The 18,834-nt window shown below is 65.5% G+C and carries 16 protein-coding genes; 5 read left to right on the top strand and 11 right to left on the bottom strand.

The annotated features are described in order from the left end of the window. The first annotated feature begins 38 nt into the window (after positions 1-38). On the top strand, positions 39-518 hold the full coding sequence (locus W911_RS08275; protein WP_158412847.1) for a bactofilin family protein: 480 nt from the start codon (positions 39-41) through the stop codon (positions 516-518). An 83-nt stretch (positions 519-601) separates the two neighbouring features. Here the strand turns inward: W911_RS08275 and W911_RS08270 are convergent, their stop codons facing one another. Both W911_RS08270 and chrA read right to left on the bottom strand, forming a co-directional pair. After that, positions 602-889, bottom strand: coding sequence for a hypothetical protein (locus W911_RS08270; RefSeq protein WP_244438640.1), 288 nt, complete (start codon positions 887-889; stop codon positions 602-604). Positions 890-1,046: 157 nt separating this feature from the next. Then, a complete protein-coding gene (gene chrA / locus W911_RS08265; RefSeq protein WP_023787090.1) occupies positions 1,047-2,348 on the bottom strand; it encodes a chromate efflux transporter in 1,302 nt (433 codons plus the stop codon). Positions 2,349-2,910: 562 nt separating this feature from the next. On the opposite strand from chrA, the gene W911_RS08260 reads away from it, so the two are divergent. Together W911_RS08260 and W911_RS08255 are read left to right on the top strand one after the other, a co-directional pair. Then, entirely contained in the window at positions 2,911-3,498 is a 588-nt protein-coding gene (locus W911_RS08260; protein ID WP_041318038.1) for a septal ring lytic transglycosylase RlpA family protein, read from the top strand. A gap of 191 nt (positions 3,499-3,689) precedes the next feature. Next, positions 3,690-4,466, top strand: coding sequence for a helix-turn-helix domain-containing protein (locus W911_RS08255; protein ID WP_023787088.1), 777 nt, complete (start codon positions 3,690-3,692; stop codon positions 4,464-4,466). 13 nt (positions 4,467-4,479) lie between these two features. Here W911_RS08255 and W911_RS08250 read toward each other — a convergent pair whose 3' ends face one another. Next, positions 4,480-5,574 (bottom strand): patatin-like phospholipase family protein, encoded by a 1,095-nt coding sequence (locus W911_RS08250; RefSeq protein ID WP_023787087.1) that lies wholly within the window; start codon positions 5,572-5,574, stop codon positions 4,480-4,482. 239 nt (positions 5,575-5,813) lie between these two features. Next, positions 5,814-6,725, bottom strand: a complete 912-nt coding sequence (locus W911_RS08245; RefSeq protein WP_023787086.1) for a metallophosphoesterase family protein — start codon at positions 6,723-6,725, stop codon at positions 5,814-5,816. A 114-nt stretch (positions 6,726-6,839) separates the two neighbouring features. On the opposite strand from W911_RS08245, the gene W911_RS08240 reads away from it, so the two are divergent. Continuing rightward, a complete protein-coding gene (locus W911_RS08240) occupies positions 6,840-7,313 on the top strand; it encodes an NUDIX domain-containing protein (RefSeq protein ID WP_041318035.1) in 474 nt (157 codons plus the stop codon). 174 nt (positions 7,314-7,487) lie between these two features. Continuing rightward, positions 7,488-7,991 (top strand): GNAT family N-acetyltransferase, encoded by a 504-nt coding sequence (locus W911_RS08235; RefSeq protein ID WP_023787084.1) that lies wholly within the window; start codon positions 7,488-7,490, stop codon positions 7,989-7,991. 139 nt (positions 7,992-8,130) lie between these two features. Here the strand turns inward: W911_RS08235 and W911_RS08230 are convergent, their stop codons facing one another. The 7 genes from W911_RS08230 to tilS form a co-directional block, all read right to left on the bottom strand. Continuing rightward, the gene (locus W911_RS08230; protein WP_023787083.1) at positions 8,131-9,423 is read right to left on the bottom strand and encodes an adenylosuccinate synthase; all 1,293 of its coding nucleotides are present in this window, start codon (positions 9,421-9,423) and stop codon (positions 8,131-8,133) included. 139 nt (positions 9,424-9,562) lie between these two features. Further along, positions 9,563-11,257: a mucoidy inhibitor MuiA family protein gene (locus W911_RS08225; protein WP_023787082.1), complete on the bottom strand. Its 1,695-nt coding sequence runs from the start codon at positions 11,255-11,257 to the stop codon at positions 9,563-9,565. Between the two features lie 271 nt (positions 11,258-11,528). Continuing rightward, complete coding sequence (locus W911_RS08220) at positions 11,529-12,362, bottom strand: outer membrane protein (RefSeq protein ID WP_023787081.1); 834 nt, start codon at positions 12,360-12,362, stop codon at positions 11,529-11,531. A 213-nt stretch (positions 12,363-12,575) separates the two neighbouring features. Beyond that, complete coding sequence (gene glmM / locus W911_RS08215; RefSeq protein WP_023787080.1) at positions 12,576-13,928, bottom strand: phosphoglucosamine mutase; 1,353 nt, start codon at positions 13,926-13,928, stop codon at positions 12,576-12,578. A gap of 170 nt (positions 13,929-14,098) precedes the next feature. After that, on the bottom strand, positions 14,099-15,205 hold the full coding sequence (gene folP / locus W911_RS08210; RefSeq protein ID WP_041318029.1) for a dihydropteroate synthase: 1,107 nt from the start codon (positions 15,203-15,205) through the stop codon (positions 14,099-14,101). 77 nt (positions 15,206-15,282) lie between these two features. Continuing rightward, complete coding sequence (ftsH, locus tag W911_RS08205; RefSeq protein WP_023787078.1) at positions 15,283-17,214, bottom strand: ATP-dependent zinc metalloprotease FtsH; 1,932 nt, start codon at positions 17,212-17,214, stop codon at positions 15,283-15,285. A gap of 174 nt (positions 17,215-17,388) precedes the next feature. After that, positions 17,389-18,792 carry a tRNA lysidine(34) synthetase TilS gene (gene tilS, locus W911_RS08200; RefSeq protein WP_023787077.1) on the bottom strand — a complete coding sequence of 468 codons (1,404 nt, stop codon included), beginning with the start codon at positions 18,790-18,792 and terminating at the stop codon, positions 17,389-17,391. Positions 18,793-18,834: the final 42 nt, after the last annotated feature.

Raw genomic sequence — 18,834 nt, 5'->3', positions numbered from 1 at the left:
TCAGTCGCGGCTCAAATTCGGAACTGCCGAAGCCACCGTTGCCACCCACCGCCACGGAGTTGGCGCCACCCCCGCCTCCTGTCGTTCCGAACGGCAACGGCCGGGCATCTCCCTTCGGTCCTGCAACGACGCTCGGCCAGTCGGTCATCGGCACGGATCTCGCGATACTTGGCCAGAAGATCATCATCGTCTCGCAGAACAAGTTGCAGATCGACGGTGACGTGCGCGGCGACGTAAACGGCAAGGAAGTCGTCATCGGCGAGGAAGGGTCCGTCATCGGCACCGTCTCCGCCGACGCCATCGAGGTCCGCGGCGGCGTCCGCGGCGCCATCAAGGCGCGCAACGTCATCCTCCACCCCACCGCCCAGGTCGAAGGCGACATCTTCCACCAGTCGCTCGCGATCTCCGAAGGCGCCATGTTCGACGGCCGCGTGCGCCGCGCGCGCGACGTCTCGGAAGTCACGCCCAATCTGGACGTCGAGAGCTACGCCAATACGACCGACCAGACGAACGGCTGATCCGGCCGCACAGTCTCTTCCAATCGATCGCACGCGCGCGGAAGCACCCTCCGCGCGCGTTTACATTTGAGGAACGCCGCGGATCAGAAGCGCCGCCGCCCCATGCTGTTGGCGTCGATACACGCGAGCTGAATTCGGATGTCGCGCCCTACGAAACGGCACACGTCGCGCTTCACATGTGGGTTGTTGCGAACCGCAGAGCCCGACACCTTCATGCCGCGCTCGCGCGCCACCTGCGCCACGAGTTCGTCCTGGCAATAGGGCGTCGCGAGCGGCGCCCCTTGCACGATCTGGTTTCCGTTCACGCACTTGATGCGCGCGTCCGCAGGTCCCGCCCAGGCGAACGCGGCGAGCACCGCTGGAAGGCCCATGAAGGCGCTCCTTCCGGTCGGGTAGGCAAAGGCCATGGTACGATCCTCCTGACAGCAGCGGTGACCCCGGCACGCGCCGTCCTCCCAGAAAGCTAGGCAGCGGGCACGTCGTTTCAAGCCGAAAACGGAATTCCGCGCGAAACGTCGTGAACACGCGTTACGGGATGAGCGACCATCCGAGGCTCAGAAGCGCGCAAACGGCCAACGTCTCGACGAGGCCGCGCCTTCGGCCGATCAGCAGAACCGCTGCCAGAACACACAGAACCGCCGGCACGGCATTAAGCGAAGTGAGATCGGGAACGCCCACCGAGAGCAGCCCGGCTTCCACGCGCTCGACGCGCGAAAAAAGCACGTGAATGGCGAACCAGAGCGCCAGGTTGAAGATGACGCCGACAACCGCAGCCGTAACCGCGCGCAGCCCACCGGCAAGGCGCGGCTCGTGCGTAATCCGTTCGATGTAAGGCGCGCCTGCGAAGATCCAGAGGAAGCACGGCACGAACGTCGCCCACAACGCCACTGCCGCGCCCAGAAATCCCATCAGCATGGGCGGCCCGCCGCCATGGCGCCACGCGGCGAGCAGACCCACGAACTCACCCACAAGGATCAGCGGCCCCGGCGTCGTCTCCGCAAGCCCGAGCGCATCCAGCATCTCGCCCGCCGAGAGCCATCCGTAACCCTCCACGATCTGTTGCGACATGAACGTGAGCACCGCGTAAGCGCCGCCGAACGTCACCACCGCGAGTTTCGAATAGAGCCACGCGAGCGTCGTCAGCACGTGCGTCGGCCCGAACGCCAGCGCAACCCCCACCAGCGGCAAAATCCAGATCGCAAGCCAGACCGCAACCGTCCGGAGCGTCTGCGAAAGCGGGACCGTCGGCGGCGGCGCGCCAAGCGCAACGGCCTCCGTCCGATCCGCCGTCACGAACCCGATGAGAAAGGCGGCAGCCACGATGATCGGAAAAGGCACGGCAAACAGAAAGAGCCCGGCAAACGCCGCGCCCGCGAGAAACCAGTCGAGCGGACCGACCAGAGATCGGCGCGCCACACGGGCCAGCGCTTGCAGCACGATAGCCAGAACGGCGGCTTTGATCCCGAGAAACAACGCCTCAACCGACGGTGCCTGCCCGAAAGCGGCATAGCCGAAACCCAACACCAGGATGAGCAGCGCTCCGGGCAGCACGAACAGCAGCCCGGCCGCGAGCCCGCCCGCGACGCCGTGCAGGCGCCACCCTGCATAGGTCGCGAGTTGCATGGCCTCGGGGCCCGGCAGCAGCATGCAGAAATTGAGAGCGGAGAGATAACTCTTCTCGTCGAGCCAACGCCTCGTCTCGACCAACTCCCGATGCATAAGAGCGATCTGTCCGGCCGGGCCGCCGAACGAGAGCCAGCCGATGCGGTGAAAAACACGGATCATCTCGCCCATCGACGGGCGGGCGGATGTCCGCGTGCCGTTCGTCATGCCACGCTCCCGGAAGCTGAAACCGTCCGAGAATGCCGCATCGCATCGTCGGGGACGCATCGATTATCGCACGAGCGCAACGTTTTCGTGTGAACCAAGCGTTCCATATTGCGCCGTTTCACGAACACATATTCGCCACACTATTCATGGGCTTGCGAGGGGTTCGTTAGTTACCATCTTGTGCGGCGTGCCGTCGCAGATGCCCCGCTTTTGAGAAAAATCGAAAGCGAAATCAACGCCCCCAAAACAGCGTTCGAACACCGTTCATCAAATAGCGTTGATTCTGCCCAAATCGGCTGGTCAGGTGCCGCCACCAGAACGGGGGGCCGCCAATGGTCGTCCGGATTTACGAGGAGACAGGACAGGTTCTGGAGTTGCGCTAAGGCTCGTTTTTCACTTGGAAGCTCGCAAACACGTTCGACCCGAGGCGCCGCGAAATCGGCCCTGGGCATGTCGGCCAAACCGGCCCGCAGCAGTGTCGCTAAGGGACCTGCCATCGAACGCGAGCATCACTCCGCTTGAGCCGCGGCACTGTCGCCCGAGGGATATGGAGATATCGAAGATGCGTTTTCTTGCACTCGCCGCTTTGGCGGCTCTCACGCTTGGCGTGATGGACATTCGCCCCGCTGACGCCTCCCGCGCAAAGGAAGCCAAGCAGACCAGCAGCCATTACAAAGCCCACAAGAAGGCCGAGCGCCGGGCCAAAGCCGAGCGCCGCGCCGCAAAGCGCGCCGCCCGCCATCACGACCGCCACGCCACGTCGCGCCGCGCGACGAAGCACACGGCCACCACCCGTCGCGCTGCCAAGCGCCCGGCCGCCGTCAAGCGCCGCGCCAAGACCTCGGGAACCCTCAGCTCGGGCGGCGGCTCCCACGGCATCGCCTCCTACTACTGGCAGCCCCAGAAGGTCGCCTCGGGCGGCTACTTCAACCCCAACGCCCTCACGGCCGCACACCGCTCGCTGCCCTTCGGCACGAAGGTGCGCGTCACCAACAAGCGCAACGGCAAATCGGTCGTCGTCACGATCAACGACCGTGGCCCCTTCATCAAGGGTCGCATCATCGACCTTTCAAAGCGCGCCGCCGGCGTGATCGGAATGCAGGGCGCAGGCCTCGCGCCGGTGTCCGTCGAGGTCGTCGGCCGCGGCTAAGCCAAGCCACGATTGCAGACTGGAAGACGAAGCAGGCCGCGTGCAAATGCGGCCTGCTTTTTTGCGGACACACCTTTGGCGAACCCCGCCGGGACGAAGCTTAACGACGCGATGCTCTTCCCTCTTGGGAGAACGGCAAAATCCGATATATTGCGAAAGTTGTTATCCCGCACCAAGGGCCGCCTGCCGCCATGAAACGGACCACCAGCACGAGAGAGCGGGACGCTGCCGTCCAGCTCATGCGCACCGCCATGGTCGAGAAGAAGCTCACCCAGGCCGAACTGGCGGACGCCGCCGACTGCCACGAGAAAACGATCCAGAACCTGCTGCACGGCAAGCCCGTCCGCGAACAGACGCTGTTCGACGTGGCGATGGTGCTCGGCCTCGATTACCAGCGGCTCAAGGAAGCCTGGTTCGGCACCATGCAGACCGCGCACCCGATGGACCTGCGCGGCGAGGGCGGCGTCGTGGCTCCGGTCTATATGGGCGCCTACACGCGTGCCGCCGTCGATCACTACATCGGCAGCTTCCTCACCGTCCGCCCCTCGTTCACGAAGCCCGACGTCATCGTCGCCTACCGCACGGACATCGTCTGGGACCCGGAATGGCCGAGCCTTCTGTTCGAAGAGCGCGAGCGCCCCGACGCGCCCTTCAGCCACCGGGGGCGCATCTACGTGCCGGCCTCCTCCATGTACGTTCACCTCGTGTCGCTGACCAAAGGCGCCATGCGCATGGTGCTCGTCTCGCAACTCGACCAGATGGGCGAGATGCGCGGCCTCATCACCACGCTCAATAAGCAGCGCGCAATGTACGTGCCGGTCTCGTCTCCCATCGTTTACGTGAAGCGGCAGGAATTCAAATCGACCGCGCTCGGGGAGCTGACGCCGAAAAGCGCGGGCTACGATCAGCTCAAGGTCCTGCTCGAAACGTCTCTGGAAGAAGGCTACGCCCGCCTCGTCGGCCCGTAACGGCCCGCCACCGTCACGCGCGCTTGGACGCCACGGCTTCTGCGTCGTCCGTCTCCCCTGCGCTCTCCTCATCGGAAACCGGCTCCCGGTTCAAAAGAAACCGCTCGGTGAAATCCACCGTCTCGCGCCGCCCCACGGACGCGAGGTTCTGCGCAAGCCACTTGTGGGCCTGCATCCGGCCCGCCGAATGAAGATATGTGAGAAGTCCGAGATCCGGTTTCATCTTGCTGTCGTCGGAGAGCGACGACGTATATCGCCCCGCCTCGATCATGTGAAACCGATGCCGCGCGAGCGCCCCATACCGTCCGCGTCCCTTGCCGCCGAAGCGGCGCGTACCCACCGCCTCCCGCACCGCAAGAATGTGCTCTACGTCCCGCAACAGCGGCGCATTGAACGTCAGACGGTTGACGGTGCCCGCGATCTCGCGCGCGCCCTTCGGAAGCTCGCGCCGCACCAGTGGATTGATCTGCACGATCAGCGTATCCCTGACCGGGCTTTCCGAACCGACCATGATCAGGTCCGGGTTCTTCGAAAACCCGCCGTCCCAATACCCGGCCCCGTCGATCTCTACCGTCCGGTGCAGCGTCGGGAGACACGCGGAGGCGAGCACCGCGTCGAGCGTAATCTCCTCACGCCGAAACAGCCGCGCCCGCCCCGTCGAAACTTCCGTCGCGGCTATGATCAGCTCGACGGGCGCTTTCTCACGCACGCTCTCGAAATCGATGGTGTCCGCCAACAGCGCACGCAGAGGATCGAAGCCGAGCGGGTTGAACTCGTAAGGCGAGAGCAAGGTCGTCATCTGCGCGAGCGTGGTGACGTTGGTCAGTCCGAACAGAAACGGATTGAGACGCAGAAGATCCGGCACGCCCGCCTTGTGCACGCCTTCCCACACCTCGCGCAGTTTCGCTTGCGCCCCTTTGCGGCCGCCCTGCGCAAGTCCCGCTGCCAGCGCCACGGCGTTCACCGCACCCGCGCTCGTGCCCGAAATCCAGCCGAACGAAAGCGCCTCTTCGTCGAGAAGGCGATCCAGCACGCCCCACGTGAAGGCCCCGTGCGCGCCGCCACCTTGCAAGGCCAGATTGATCCTGAGCGGGCGTCTGAAGCGCAAAATATTGCAGTCCTGCTAGACCATGATTGGTTCGGACCCTAGCACGAAGCCCTGTCGCGTATGCGCCTCAATCGGCCGCATTGCGCGCCATCGACACGACACATGCACACAAGACGTGCAAAAAGCCGGCGCGCAAGCGCCCGGGAGCAAGGCGACCCGCGGCAAGTGCCGCGGCCCTCTACAAAGCACCACGCCCCTTGAGCGAAGCTTCCCGCAGCTTGTGTCCGAAAGCAAAAAAATCAGAGATCGCGCCGGTCGAGCGTCACGATCTCGCCATCGGGCGAGGAAAGCCCGCGCGTCTCGCAATGAATGCGCACCACGCCATCCTCGCGGCGCAAGCGCAGCAGATTGTAACGCGCAAGCGGCTCGCTCTTGTGCGCATGCGCCGCCGAGGCCGACGCGACACCGAGCACCGGCACGCCTCGCCCCGCATGCGTCCGCCACTCCAGCATGTCGCGATGATTGTGACCGTGCAGAACGAGCTCGGCGCCAGCCCGTTCCAGCACATCCGCGAACGCCGCCGCGTCCTGAAGTCCACGTCGCCACGGCGCCTGTCCCGGCAAGGGCGGATGATGGATCAGCACGACACGGATGAACCCGGCGTCTCCCAGTCGCGCGAGCGCCGCTTCGAATTGCGCGAGCTGCGCATCCCCGAGCCGCCCCGACGCGACGAACGGCGGCGTCGGCACCGCCGAATTCAATCCGATCAGCGCAACCTCGCGCTTGATCTGGACAAAGGGAAAGCGAACCGGCTCCGCCTCCCGCCACGACTCGCTGTTCTGCATGTAGGGGGCCCAGGTCTGAAGGCATGACGCGCCCCCAAGCCGGCCCGTGTAGATATCGTGGTTGCCCGGCACCACCGACACGCGCTCCGGATCGCCCAGCGCCTGAAGCCACGCGTATGCGGCCGCGTATTCACCGGGGAGTCCGAGGTTCGCGAGATCCCCTGTCACCGCGATGTGGTCGGGGGCTTGGCGAAGCGCATCCGCCGCGATCCGGTCCGCCACGCGTCTCTGGTGGACACGCACGCGCCCGCGCTGCCAGTTGATGTAACCGAGCGCACGCTTGACGTTCCAGTATCTCGGATGAAACCCTGAGATCGGCCCCAGATGAACATCGGAAAGATGGACAAGGGTAAAGCTGTCGGTCATAGCCCCTCAAACACGTCTGCCGCCATGAGAGCGCCGCCCCCTCGATGCACGACGTCGTCTCGATGTAGGATGCCTCCCCCGAAGCAGAATGTCTCTCACGGTATGATTGGACGCATGTTCCCTGAACGGATGATCCACAAAGCTCTGCAACGCTACTGGCGCTACTCTCGCGGTCTTACGCTCGGCGCGCAAGGCGTGGTGCTCGATCGCTCGGGCAACACCGTTCTCCTCATCCGTCACACATATCGATCGGGCTGGCATTTTCCGGGCGGCGGCGTGGAGCGTGGAGAAACGGCGGAAGACGCAATGTCACGAGAGCTTCACGAAGAGGCGGGCGTGGAGCTTCAGGGCCCACCCGAGTTTTTCGGCCTCTACGCCAACCACGTCCTCTTTCCCGGCGATCACATCGCGCTATTCGTCGTCCGGGCGTGGCACCAGCCCCAAATCCCGCCCCCCAACCGCGAGATCGCCGAGCAGGGCTTCTTCCCGCTCGATGCCTTGCCTCCCGGCACGAGCGAGCCCACCCGCAACCGGCTGGAAGAAATCATGGGCCTCCGCCCGCGCGCGGCGCACTGGTCGGCTCCTTAACGACAGCCCCACGCCGCACCTCGGAGGCGCTGGACCGCTAGTTTCCGCCATGCTAAAGGCCCGCGCCATGACGAACCGATCCACGAGCCAGAGACCGATGCCGCTGCGATGCGTGCACGCCGCGCGTTGCCCGCGCTGACGTGCTTACCCGAACTCGGTCCAGGATCTACCGTCATGCTCTCGCCCATCGTCACCCGGCCCGTTACGCCGGAGGATGTTCCCCACATCTCCGCCCTGCATGACCGCGTGTTCGGCCCCGGCCGTTTCGCGCGGACGGCCTACCGCGTGCGCGAGGGATTGTCGGATGGCGACGCGTCGCGCTATTGCCGCTGCGCCATGGACGGCGACCGCCTCATCGCAGCCCTTCGCATGTCGGAGATCGCCATCGGCGGCACTTCGGGGGCCCTTCTCCTCGGCCCGCTCGTCGTGGCACCGGAATACGGCGGCCGCGGCTACGGTCACGGCCTGATACGCGAAGCAATCGCGGCCGCACGCGCAGACGGCCTCAAGCTGATCGTTCTGATCGGAGACGAGCCGTATTACGGCCGGCTCGGTTTCCGCCCAGTGCCGCCCGGCACGATGACATTCCCCGGCCCCGTCGATCCGAACCGCATCCTCGCGCTCGAACTCCAAGACGGCGCCCTCGCGCAATACTCCGGCGCCATTTCCGGCCGCTGACAAACACCTCTCTCAGCTTAAGTCGACCGCGAAAAAACAGCGCGCAGCGCTCGGGGCGCGACTGCGCCCCCGCGCCAAGTGCCGCGGCCATCCACAAAGCACCACGCTCCTTGAGCGAAGCTTCTCTCAGCTTGAGTCATTAATCCTCAAAAGGATCCTTCATCAGGATCGTGTCGTCGCGCTCGGGGCTGGTCGAGAGCAGCGTCACCGGGCACTCGATCAGTTCCTCGATGTGGCGGACGTACTTGACCGCCTGCGCCGGCAGATCCTTCCACCGCCGCGCACCCGCCGTCGATTGCGACCAGCCCTCGAACGTCTCCCAGATCGGCTCGACCCGCTTCTGCGCGTTGAGCCCCGTCGGAAGCCGGTTGAACCGCTCGCCGTCGAGCCTATAGCCGACGCACACCTTGATCTCGGAGAAGCCGTCGAGAACGTCGAGCTTGGTGAGCGCGATGCCGTCGATCCCAGCCACTTTCGCCACCTGCCGGACGAGCACCGCGTCGAACCAGCCACAGCGCCGCTTGCGTCCCGTCACCGTGCCGAACTCGTGCCCGCGCTGGCCGATCGTCTCACCGATCTCGTCGTTGAGTTCGGTCGGAAACGGCCCCGCGCCGACGCGCGTCGTGTACGCCTTCGCGATGCCGAGCACGAAGCCGAGCGAACCGGGGCCCGTGCCCGAGCCCGTCGCGGCCTGTGCGGCCACCGTGTTGGACGACGTGACGAACGGATACGTTCCGTGGTCGATATCGAGCAGCGCGCCCTGCGCACCCTCGAACAGAATGCGCCGTCCCGCCTTGCGCTCCTGGTCGAGCAACTCCCATGTCACGTCGAGGTAAGGCACGACCTTGGGCGCGATCGCATTCAACTCTGCGATCAGCGCGTCCTTGCTCACTTCCTCGCGGCCAAGCCCGCGCCGGATCGCGTTGTGATGCAGCAGCAGGCGGTCCACCTTGACGCCGAGCGTCGCCGGATTGCGCAGGTCCTGCGCACGGATGGCGCGCCGCCCCACTTTGTCCTCGTACGCCGGACCGATGCCGCGTCCCGTGGTGCCGATCTTGCCGTCTCCGGCCGCCTCCTCGCGGATCTGATCGAGATCACGATGGCACGGCAAAATGAGCGTCGCGTTCTCCGCAATGCGGAGGTTCTCGCGCGTGATGGCAACGCCCTGTCCCGCAAGCTTCTCGATTTCCGCAACCAGCGCCCAAGGATCGACGACCACGCCGTTGCCGATGATCGCGAGCTTGCCCGGCCGCACGACGCCCGAGGGCAGCAGCGAAAGCTTGTAAACCTTGTCGCCGATGACGAGCGTATGGCCGGCATTGTGGCCGCCCTGGAACCGCACCACGACGTCCGCCCGCTCCGAGAGCCAGTCGACGATCTTGCCTTTACCCTCGTCGCCCCACTGCGCGCCGACGACGACTACGTTAGCCATTCCTACCACCACGTGTCATGAAATGGCCCCGGCTGATCGAGCCGGGGCCGGAACGATAAGATCTAGGTTTAGCGCCAGGGCCCGCCCTGGCCAACACCTAACCTGAGGCTTGCCCTGGCAACCCGGTTAAATCGCGGCCCTACCTATAGATAACCGATTTGGCCGACGGCCAGGACACCCGATAGCCGAACTCGACCGTCTGCTCCTGATCTGGCTCCAGCGTCCCCTCCCAGACCAGCACGCCGCGCTTGTCGTCCACGTCCTGGCGAGAGGGGGCCGTCCGCCCCGTCAGCTCCACCTTGATATCCTGGTGCGCCGAAACCGGGACCTGGTCGAACACGGCAAGCGAGATCGGCCGCTCGTGCATGCTCTTGACCGAGAGCAGATAGTGCCGGCTATCCGTTCGCGACGTCGAGATCAGCCCCGTCTCGCCGCGCTTCTGCTCCGAGACCGCATGGCGCACGCGCACGAGATCGTCGATCCCGAAGCCCATTTCATGCTCCTCGTCCGGCGAGAGCAGCGGCAAATGCCCAGAGCCCACGAACGTCCCGTCCCGGAACAGCGCAGCCGCGCCCGGAAGCAGCGGTGCGCCCTTCGGCACCGTGAGCTTCGCGTAAAGATACGCCTTGGCATCGACCTTCGGCACCGTGCGAATGGTCAGCGCCGGCTCCAGCGTGTCGCTGCCGAGCTGGACGCGCTTCATCTCCCCCGTATCGGGAATTGAGGTCCGCCCGGGCACCGCGAACAGCGCATGGAACGGCGCTTGGACGACCTCCGCCGCGCGCTCCTCCACGATCACGGGCTCAGGCGCCGGTGCCGCCGCCACCATATCCTGCGCTTCGTATTGGCCGACGATCCCACCCGCCTGAGGCGCCGCCTGACGCTCACCGGAAAAGCGACGTGTCGTGGCAAGCGGAGGCGGTGGCGGCATCTCGGGCTCGAAGTCGACGATCATCGTCTCAAGCTCCGGCGCGGACGCCCCCGCCGTCGGCCGCGTGGTCGAAAGCACCAGCTCGATATTGTCCCAGGCTTCACCGCTTCTCTGGCTGATGGCAGCGCGCCGCGTGAGATCGAGGGTCGGCGCAACCGTCTTGGATCCCGTCGCGAGACGCACGTCGTAGAGCGGCGTCCAGGAGGCGTGCGCCACCTGATAGCGTACCGTGATGTCCGCATCGAGCGGCGCGTGTGCAACCACGAAAACGCGCGCTTCCGTCCGCTCCGTTCGCTCCGGCGCGATCTCGCGCAGCTGCTTTTCGATGTCTTCGATCCTGCGGTCCGTATCGCGAATTTTGATCTGTGCGGATTGAAGCACCCGCTGCGCATCGGCCGAAGCGGATGTGATCAGCGCAAGCACGGCCTGCCAGTTTTCCTCCGCAGCGTTCCCCGCAGCGGGAGCCGGGCGCGTCGGAAGCTGTGCGAGATTTCCGATCAACTCCTTTTGCGTTTCCGCACTCTGCGCCTCGGCCTCGTAGCTTGCGCGCTGATCGCGCAAGCGTTCGATCTCGTTTTCGAGACGCCGCCTCTCGCTGGCGGACGCTTGCGCATCCGCGCGCGGCACGAACAGGCGGCGCGTATCGACCGACCCGATTTCGAGCCGTCCCGTGGCGTTCCCCTCGACCCGGATCGATCCCTCGACGGCGCCCGCCGGCAGATCGCGGAAGACGATTGTGTGCTCACCCTTATTGACGGCGACCCTGGCGACGCGCGTGACTTCGGCACCGACCGGAAACACGGTGACGGACTCGATCCGCGATGGCGCTTCGATCTCGTCCGCGTATGCCGCACCCACGCCCACAGACAGAATGAGAAGCGCGAAACCGAGAGCCTGCTTCACGGGGAAACCTTCTTTGCTGGTGTTGATTGATCGCCGATTGACGGCATAGACTCGAGCGAATGCTTCGCCAAGGCGACACGCGTCCGATGGCTCGTGTGCGGCCGTTTCGCGACCAAATTAAGGCCGCGCGCCGACGCATTCGCTTCTGTCCCGAAAAGCGAAACGGGGCCGGCCAAGGCCAGCCCCGCAGGGGGGTATCTTTCGATCCCACGAAGACGCAGCGCGCAACGAAACACGAGAGGCGGCCGCGCCTTCTGTTCTTTTAATGTCCTTACTTGAAGGCCACCGGATACATCGGCTCGTTACCGCCGAGACGATAGCGAGCGGTCAGCAGCAGATCGTGCGAGGTGATGTCGCGGATCTCCAGACCGCGCGCCGCCGGAGCGCTGCCGTCGAACGGCACGACCGAGCCCGTATAGACGCTACCGAGATCGGTGTAGCGATAGCCGAAGTCTAGCGTGAGCTGCGGGGTCACGTCGTAGGCGAGCCCCGCGTAGAGCGCCCACGCGAAGTTCGTGGTCGTCTTGTCATTTTCGGCGAACCAGACGCTGTTCCGCGGAACGTTGACGTCCTTGTAACCCATCGTCGTAATCGACGCGAAACCGATACCGCCGCCGACATACGGCGTCACGCCATGCCAGGTGCCGAGGTCGACATAGGCGTTCGCAAGACCCAGCCAGCTCTTGAGGTTGGCCGTGTGCTCGTTCGTGCCGCAACCCCATCCGGGACAGGGACCGCCATTGTTGTAGGAATCGTGTGCAACGAAGAGCTGCTTGCCGCGATATTCGCCGGTCAGGTCGAAGCGCAGCCAGCGGCTGTGCTCGATACCGATACCGAAGCCGTAAAGCGTCGAGCTCTTGATGTCCTTGTGATGAACGTTGAAAGCGCCGGTGGCGTATTCATCCGCCCAGATCGAGCCCGGCTCCGGGTTCTTCATGCCGATGGTGCCGCGCAGATACCAGGCGCGCCCGGAGGGAGCGGGCGGCGGAATGTCCTTCACGCTGCCATAGCCCAGATCTGCAGCGCTTGCCGGCATGGCCGACAACGTCAGGAGCGCTGCGCTGGCGACTGCGCCGAGCAAAGCGCAAACGCTTGTGGTTTTCATAACTGTCCCTTTCGAAATCTGTCCCGAGCGCGAGGACGGGACTCTGAAAACAAACGCAGCACTGACTTCAAAGGGGACTGTGTCGGACAACGCTTAATAGACGTTTAAATGACGTGCCGTTTCGCGCCGCTCGCCTCCTAAGGCGAGCGGCCATGGCACGCGCGCCACACTCCGGGCGCGCATGGAAAGGTTTCGTTAAGAAATGGAGAAGCCTTAAGCGGCGTGCGCGGCCGCCTCGACCGCTTCGACGATATCGCCCACTACGGTATTCACGAGACCCTCGTCGTCGCCTTCCGCCATCACGCGGATCACAGGCTCCGTCCCCGACGGACGGATCACGAGACGCCCGGCATCACCCAGCTTCTCCTTCGCGCCTTCGATGGCGCGGCGCACACGCGTATCGTCGAGCGGCTGACCGTTGGCATAGCGCACGTTCTTGAGAACCTGCGGCAGCGGCGTAAAGCGCGCGCACACTTCGGAAACGGGCTTGCCCGTCGCCACAGCGCAAGCCAGAACCTGCAGCGAGGACACGAGCCCGTCACCCGTCGTCGTGAAATCCGACAGCACGATGTGCCCCGACTGCTCGCCACCCACGTTGTAGCCGTGCCGGCGCATATGCTCGACCACGTAGCGGTCGCCCACCGGCGTGCGCACGAGCGAAAGCCCCTGATCCTTCAGGTAGCGTTCGAGGCCGAGATTGCTCATCACCGTCGCCACAACGCCGCCCGCCGACAGCTTCCCGCGCCGCTGCCAGCTCTCCGCGATCACCGCCATCAACTGATCGCCATCGACGATCCGCCCCTTCTCGTCGACGATCACGACACGGTCGGCATCGCCGTCGAGCGCAATGCCGATGTCAGCACGCACTTCGCGCACCTTGTCGATCAGCGCCTGCGGTGCCGTGGAGCCGCACTTGTTGTTGATGTTGCGCCCGTCGGGATCGACGCCGATCGCGACCACGTCCGCGCCCAGTTCCCAAAGCGCCGCCGGCGCCACCTTGTAGGCCGCGCCGTGCGCGCAATCGATGACGATACGAAGATCGTTGAGACGCAGGTTCTTCGGCAGCGTGCGCTTCGCGAACTCGATGTAGCGCTCCTGCGCGCTGTCGACGCGCGTCGCGCGGCCGATGCGGTCGGCCGACACGAGCAGATCCTCGCTCGGCCCGTCGATCAGCCGCTCGATTGCAAGCTCCGTGTCGTCGGAGAGCTTATAGCCGTCCGGATCGAACAGCTTGATGCCGTTGTCGTCGTAGCGGTTGTGCGAGGCGGAGATCATCACCCCGAGATCCGCGCGCAGGCTCCGCGTCAGCATCGCGACGGCGGGCGTCGGCATCGGCCCCAGGAGAAACACGTCCATGCCGACCGACGTGAAGCCGCTCATCAACGCCGCTTCCAGCATATAGCCGGAAAGGCGCGTATCCTTGCCGATCACCACGCGATGGCGATGCGAGCCGTTCTGAAACAGATGCCCCGCCGCCATGCCGACCTTAAGCGCAACCTCCGAGGTCATCGGATGCTTGTTGGCGAGCCCCCGGATTCCGTCCGTTCCAAAATAGCGGCGTGTCATCTGTCCCTCGCGCAAGGCAATTGATAGCGATTTTAGGCCTCTTCCCGGCCCGCGCCAAGGCGCGGCGCAAGAAGTAACCGTTGGAGCCTTGGGATACCCAAAGCCAATTTAAGCTCAATCGGGAGCCTAAACCCGACGGGAGGGCCCACTGTAAACGATGTCGTGTGGCGTCAAGCCAACCGAGCCTCAGACCCGGCCTGCGCCGCCTCCCACACGGCGATGGCCTGGCGCGTCTCCGCCACGTCGTGAACGCGCACGATCTGAACTCCCTGCGCGATGCCGAATAGCGCCGCCGCGATGGAGCCCGGCACGCGGTCTTGCGGCGCCTCCACGTTGCAGATCTGCCCGATCAGCTTTTTCCGGCTGGCACCGAGCAGAAGCGGCACGCCAAGACCGTGGTAAAGACTAAGCGCATTCAGAACCGCCACATTGTGATGAAGATGCTTGCCGAAACCGATTCCCGGATCGGCAATCAGCCGCGACTTGGGGATGCCCGCCGCCACGCACTCGCGAATCCGCCCCTCCAGATAATCGAAAACGTCGAGCACGACATCGCTGTACTGCGGGTCGTCGTTCATCGTCTTGGGGTCGCCCTGGGCGTGCATCAGCATGACGGGAAGCCCGCTCTCCGCCGCCACGTCGAGCGCCTTGGGGTCGTGCGTCAGCGCCGACACGTCGTTGAGAATATCCGCGCCCGCCGCCGCTGCCCGCCGCATCACCTCGGCCTTGCGCGTATCGATGGAGATCAGCTTATCCGTCTTCGCCCTCAAGCCCTCGATAACCGGGATAACGCGCCGAAGTTCGTCGTCGAGCGCAACAGCGTCCGAGCCTGGCCGGGTCGACTCGCCGCCGATGTCGAGAATCTCGGCGCCCTCGTCCGCGAGCTTCAGTCCATGCGCGATCGCCGCCGCCGCCTCATCGTGACGACCGCCGTCCGAGAAGCTGTCGGGCGTCACGTTGACAATGCCCATGATGCGTGGCCGGTCGAGGGGAAGCCCCGCGAGCCGCGGCCGCGGCGAGCGGACCGCCTCTAGAAGATCGGCCGCTGCCAGCGTATTGCGGCCCCAGTCGCGCTCGAACACGTCGCCGAGCCCGATCGTCCGCCGCTGCGTGCCCCGCGCGCTCCGCTCCAGCACTTCGAGCGCCGAAAACGCGAGCCGCCCGCCCGCAAGCGGCAGCCCGCCCCACATCTGGCCGGAACCGTCATCCTGCGCATCGTGTGCGCCAGGCGCGGCACCGAAAATACCGAGCGGGCGGATGTAGATCGAGCGCTGCATCGCGGATGTGAACTCCAAAAGAAAACGGCCGCGCTCAAAGCGCGACCGTTCCCTTTAGCGTCAGCAGGTGGCCCGGATCAACCCTGTGGCTGAGGCTCCATGCCGCCCACACCCGGACCCGGCTCGTCGCGCGGACGCGCACGGCCGGCCGTCGGCACGGCGGACGACTGAGCCCCTTTCGAGGAATCGTCATCGTTGCGCACGATCTTCTCGCCGCGCAGGATCGCCGAAACCTCTTCGCCCGAGATCGTCTCGTAATCGAGCAGAGCCTGCGCCACAGCGTGGAGCTTGTCCACGTTGTCGGTCAGGATCTTGCGTGCCTTGGCCTCGCCCGTCTGCACGAGGTTACGGATTTCCTCGTCGATCAGCTTCGCGGTCTCGTCCGAGATGTTGGTGGTCTGGGTCACGGAATGCCCGAGGAACACCTCCTGCTCGTTGCCGTTGTAGCGCACGCGTCCGAGCTTGTCGGACATGCCCCACTCCATGACCATCGCGCGGCCAAGCTGCGTCGCCATCTGGATGTCGCCGGTTGCGCCGTTGGTCACGTTGTCGGGACCGCCGAGAATGATTTCCGCTTCGCGCCCGCCGAACAGCACCGCCATGCGCGCCTCGCACCACTGGCGCGTGCGGCTGTAGCGGTCGCCTTCCGGCAGGTTCATCGTCACGCCGAGCGCTCGTCCCCGCGGAATGATCGTCACCTTGTGCAGCGGATCGTAGGGAACGGAGAGGCCGACGATGGCGTGGCCCGCCTCGTGATAGGCCGTGTTGCGCCGCTCTTCCTCGCTCATCACCATGGAACGCCGCTCGGCGCCCATCATGACCTTGTCCTTCGCGTCCTCGAACTCGGTCTGCGTCACGAGCCGCTTGTTACGGCGCGCGGCAAGCAGCGCGGCTTCGTTGACGAGGTTCGCGAGATCCGCGCCCGAGAAGCCCGGCGTGCCGCGCGCGATCACCTTGGGATCGACGTCGGGCGCGATCGGGCTCTTCTTCATATGGACTTTAAGGATCTTCTCGCGGCCCGCGACATCCGGGTTCGGCACCACGATCTGCCGGTCGAAACGGCCGGGACGCAGAAGCGCGGGGTCGAGCACGTCGGGCCGGTTGGTGGCCGCGATGATGATGATCCCTTCGTTCGCTTCGAAACCGTCCATCTCGACGAGAAGCTGGTTGAGCGTCTGCTCGCGCTCGTCGTTGCCGCCGCCGAGGCCCGCGCCACGGTGCCGGCCGACGGCGTCGATCTCGTCGATGAAGATGATGCACGGCGCGTTCTTCTTCGCCTGCTCGAACATGTCGCGCACGCGGCTCGCACCGACACCGACGAACATTTCGACGAAGTCGGAACCGGAGATCGTAAAGAACGGCACATTCGCTTCGCCCGCGACCGCGCGAGCGATCAGCGTCTTACCCGTACCCGGAGGACCGACGAGCAGCGCGCCGCGCGGAATGCGCCCGCCGAGCCGCTGGAACTTCTGCGGATCGCGCAGGAACTCGACGATCTCTTCAAGGTCGGACTTCGCTTCGTCCACGCCCGCGACGTCCTCGAACGTCACCCGGCCCTGCCGCTCCGTGAGGAGCTTCGCCCGGCTCTTGCCGAACCCCATCGCGCGGCCCGAGCCCGACTGCATCTGGCGCATGAAGAAGATCCACACCGCGATGAGCAGCAGCATGGGGAACCAGTTGAGAAGAACCGAGAGGATGGATGGCACATCCTCGTCGGACGGGCGCGCCTTGAACTTCACGTCCTTCGTCTTGAGGCGCTCCACCAGTTGAGGGTCGGAGGGCGCATAGCTGGTGAACGGCTGGGCGCTGTCGCGCATCGTGCCGTAGATACGGTTGCCTGCCAGCGTCACGTCCGACACCGTGCCCGCCTCGACCGCGGCCAGGAAGTCGGAGTAGCTGATTTCGGCGCCGCGCCGGGCCTGCTGGGGACTGTTGAACAGATTGAAGAGCGCTGCGAGCAGAACGAACACTGCCACCCAGACCGCAAGCTTCTGAAAATTCGGATTCATCTCTTTTCCCGAAAAGCCGACGCCTGGAGCGGCGCCGGGGGCGATCCGCACCCACGTCAGGGTGTAAGATAGGTGCGCGTCCGGTCTTTGCCAAGTTCATTGGCTGCGGAGGTAACGCCATTCCGCCGCACCAAGTCGTTTGCCGCAAAGGCCTTTTCCGGACGCCCCGTCGCATCACGCAGCGCGATCAAACCCCAGAAACGTAAAGATAAACCGCCCATCCGTCAGCGGCGCGCCGGGAAGCCCCGCGACCGCGAGCAGGCGGTCGTCCCGCCAAACGGACGGCATCGTCGCAGCCGCCCGCGCAGGAGGCCGATCCGTATCGTTCAGCGCATCCCTAAGGGTTGCATAAGCGGCAAGCCCGAGCGGACGTACGGAAACCGGGCGCGCCTCCGCGTCGCCCTCCTCGGGGACGCGGTAGGCGACGCGAAAGCGGCGATCCCAGAGGATCTCCCGGCCCGGCTCCAGCACCGCGTCGGCGAGCGCCTGCCGTCCCGGTTCGCGATAGAGCCGGAGCGTCGTCCATCCTTGCGAGATCATGCAGCCCCCGAGCGTCTGCGCGATTGGCCGCCCCTCCGCCAGCACCTCTTCAAGCGCCTCGATTTGCGAGAGCTGCGCCGGCCGCGCGAACCCTCCGAAGGTATCGAGCAGACGGGCCAGCAGCCGCACCCTGATCTCGGCAGGCTCGGCAATCCAGGCCTGCCGGATCAGCGAAGCGTAACTGCCCCCATGCACGTCGACGAGCCCGGCAAGTTTCTCCTGCGTCAACGCCTCAAGCGCTTGCCGCGCGCGCGCGAGCCGCCGCGCACTGAGCGCAAGCTTGGCGTTGGACAACCCGAGCGCTTCGAGATGCGCTTCCGCCGCCCTGAGCCGCACGCGCTCGAAATCGAGGCGATCGTTGCTCGGATCGTCGAGCCACGTCCCGCCCGCGCGGACCAGGAGGCCCTGCAGCGCTGACTTGGACAACGAAAGCAGCGGCCGCACCAGCACCACCGAACTGTCGGGCATCAGGGGCCGCGCAGGCGACATGCCCGAGAGCCCGTCGAGACCACTGCCGCGTCCGAGCCGCATGATCAGCGTTTCCGCCTGATCGTCGGCCGTATGCCCGGTCACGATAGCCGCCGGCTGCGGTCCAGCTTGCGCATGGGCCGTCAGCAGCGCATAGCGCGCCGCGCGCGCTTCCTCCTGCACGGCGCTTTGGGGCTTCTCGCCGCTCCAGGCCAGCGTAGTATGGCGAAAGCCGAGCGCACGCGCGCGCTCCGCAACCCAATCCGCCTCCCGCACAGACTCGGCCCGCAACCCGTGATCGACCGTCGCGACCTCGATGAGCATATCCGGCGGCACACGTCCCGAGGCGACCCATCGCGAGACCAGCACCATCAGCGCCATACTGTCCGAGCCGCCCGAAACGGCCAGCACCACCCGCCGGAAGGGCGCGAGCGGATGGCCGATAAGCGCATCGAGATCGCGGTCCTGAACCGACCGTTCGTCGACGATGTGGCCCGGGCTTGAGCGCGACGGCGTGCTTGGCCGCAAGAGCGGCTGCCGCGCCGGATCGGAAGGGCGCGGCTCCGTCATGGCCGGGCACCGGAGCGAACGTCCCCGATGTTCCGGCGAGGG

It is taken from the genome of Hyphomicrobium nitrativorans NL23 (assembly GCF_000503895.1).
Lineage (GTDB): Bacteria > Pseudomonadota > Alphaproteobacteria > Rhizobiales > Hyphomicrobiaceae > Hyphomicrobium_C > Hyphomicrobium_C nitrativorans.
This window is presented reverse-complemented; position numbering and strand designations above follow the sequence as displayed.

Coding starts and splice junctions, on each gene's coding strand:
- W911_RS08260 (WP_041318038.1), top strand. CDS start 2,911: ATGCGTTTTCTTGCACTCGCCGCTTTGGCGGCTCTCACGCTTGGCGTG.
- W911_RS08270 (WP_244438640.1), bottom strand. CDS start 889: ATGGGCCTTCCAGCGGTGCTCGCCGCGTTCGCCTGGGCGGGACCTGCG.
- tilS (WP_023787077.1), bottom strand. CDS start 18,792: ATGACGGAGCCGCGCCCTTCCGATCCGGCGCGGCAGCCGCTCTTGCGG.
- W911_RS08220 (WP_023787081.1), bottom strand. CDS start 12,362: ATGAAAACCACAAGCGTTTGCGCTTTGCTCGGCGCAGTCGCCAGCGCA.
- W911_RS08255 (WP_023787088.1), top strand. CDS start 3,690: ATGAAACGGACCACCAGCACGAGAGAGCGGGACGCTGCCGTCCAGCTC.
- chrA (WP_023787090.1), bottom strand. CDS start 2,348: ATGACGAACGGCACGCGGACATCCGCCCGCCCGTCGATGGGCGAGATG.
- W911_RS08240 (WP_041318035.1), top strand. CDS start 6,840: ATGTTCCCTGAACGGATGATCCACAAAGCTCTGCAACGCTACTGGCGC.
- glmM (WP_023787080.1), bottom strand. CDS start 13,928: ATGACACGCCGCTATTTTGGAACGGACGGAATCCGGGGGCTCGCCAAC.
- W911_RS08245 (WP_023787086.1), bottom strand. CDS start 6,725: ATGACCGACAGCTTTACCCTTGTCCATCTTTCCGATGTTCATCTGGGG.
- ftsH (WP_023787078.1), bottom strand. CDS start 17,214: ATGAATCCGAATTTTCAGAAGCTTGCGGTCTGGGTGGCAGTGTTCGTT.
- folP (WP_041318029.1), bottom strand. CDS start 15,205: ATGCAGCGCTCGATCTACATCCGCCCGCTCGGTATTTTCGGTGCCGCG.
- W911_RS08230 (WP_023787083.1), bottom strand. CDS start 9,423: ATGGCTAACGTAGTCGTCGTCGGCGCGCAGTGGGGCGACGAGGGTAAA.
- W911_RS08235 (WP_023787084.1), top strand. CDS start 7,488: ATGCTCTCGCCCATCGTCACCCGGCCCGTTACGCCGGAGGATGTTCCC.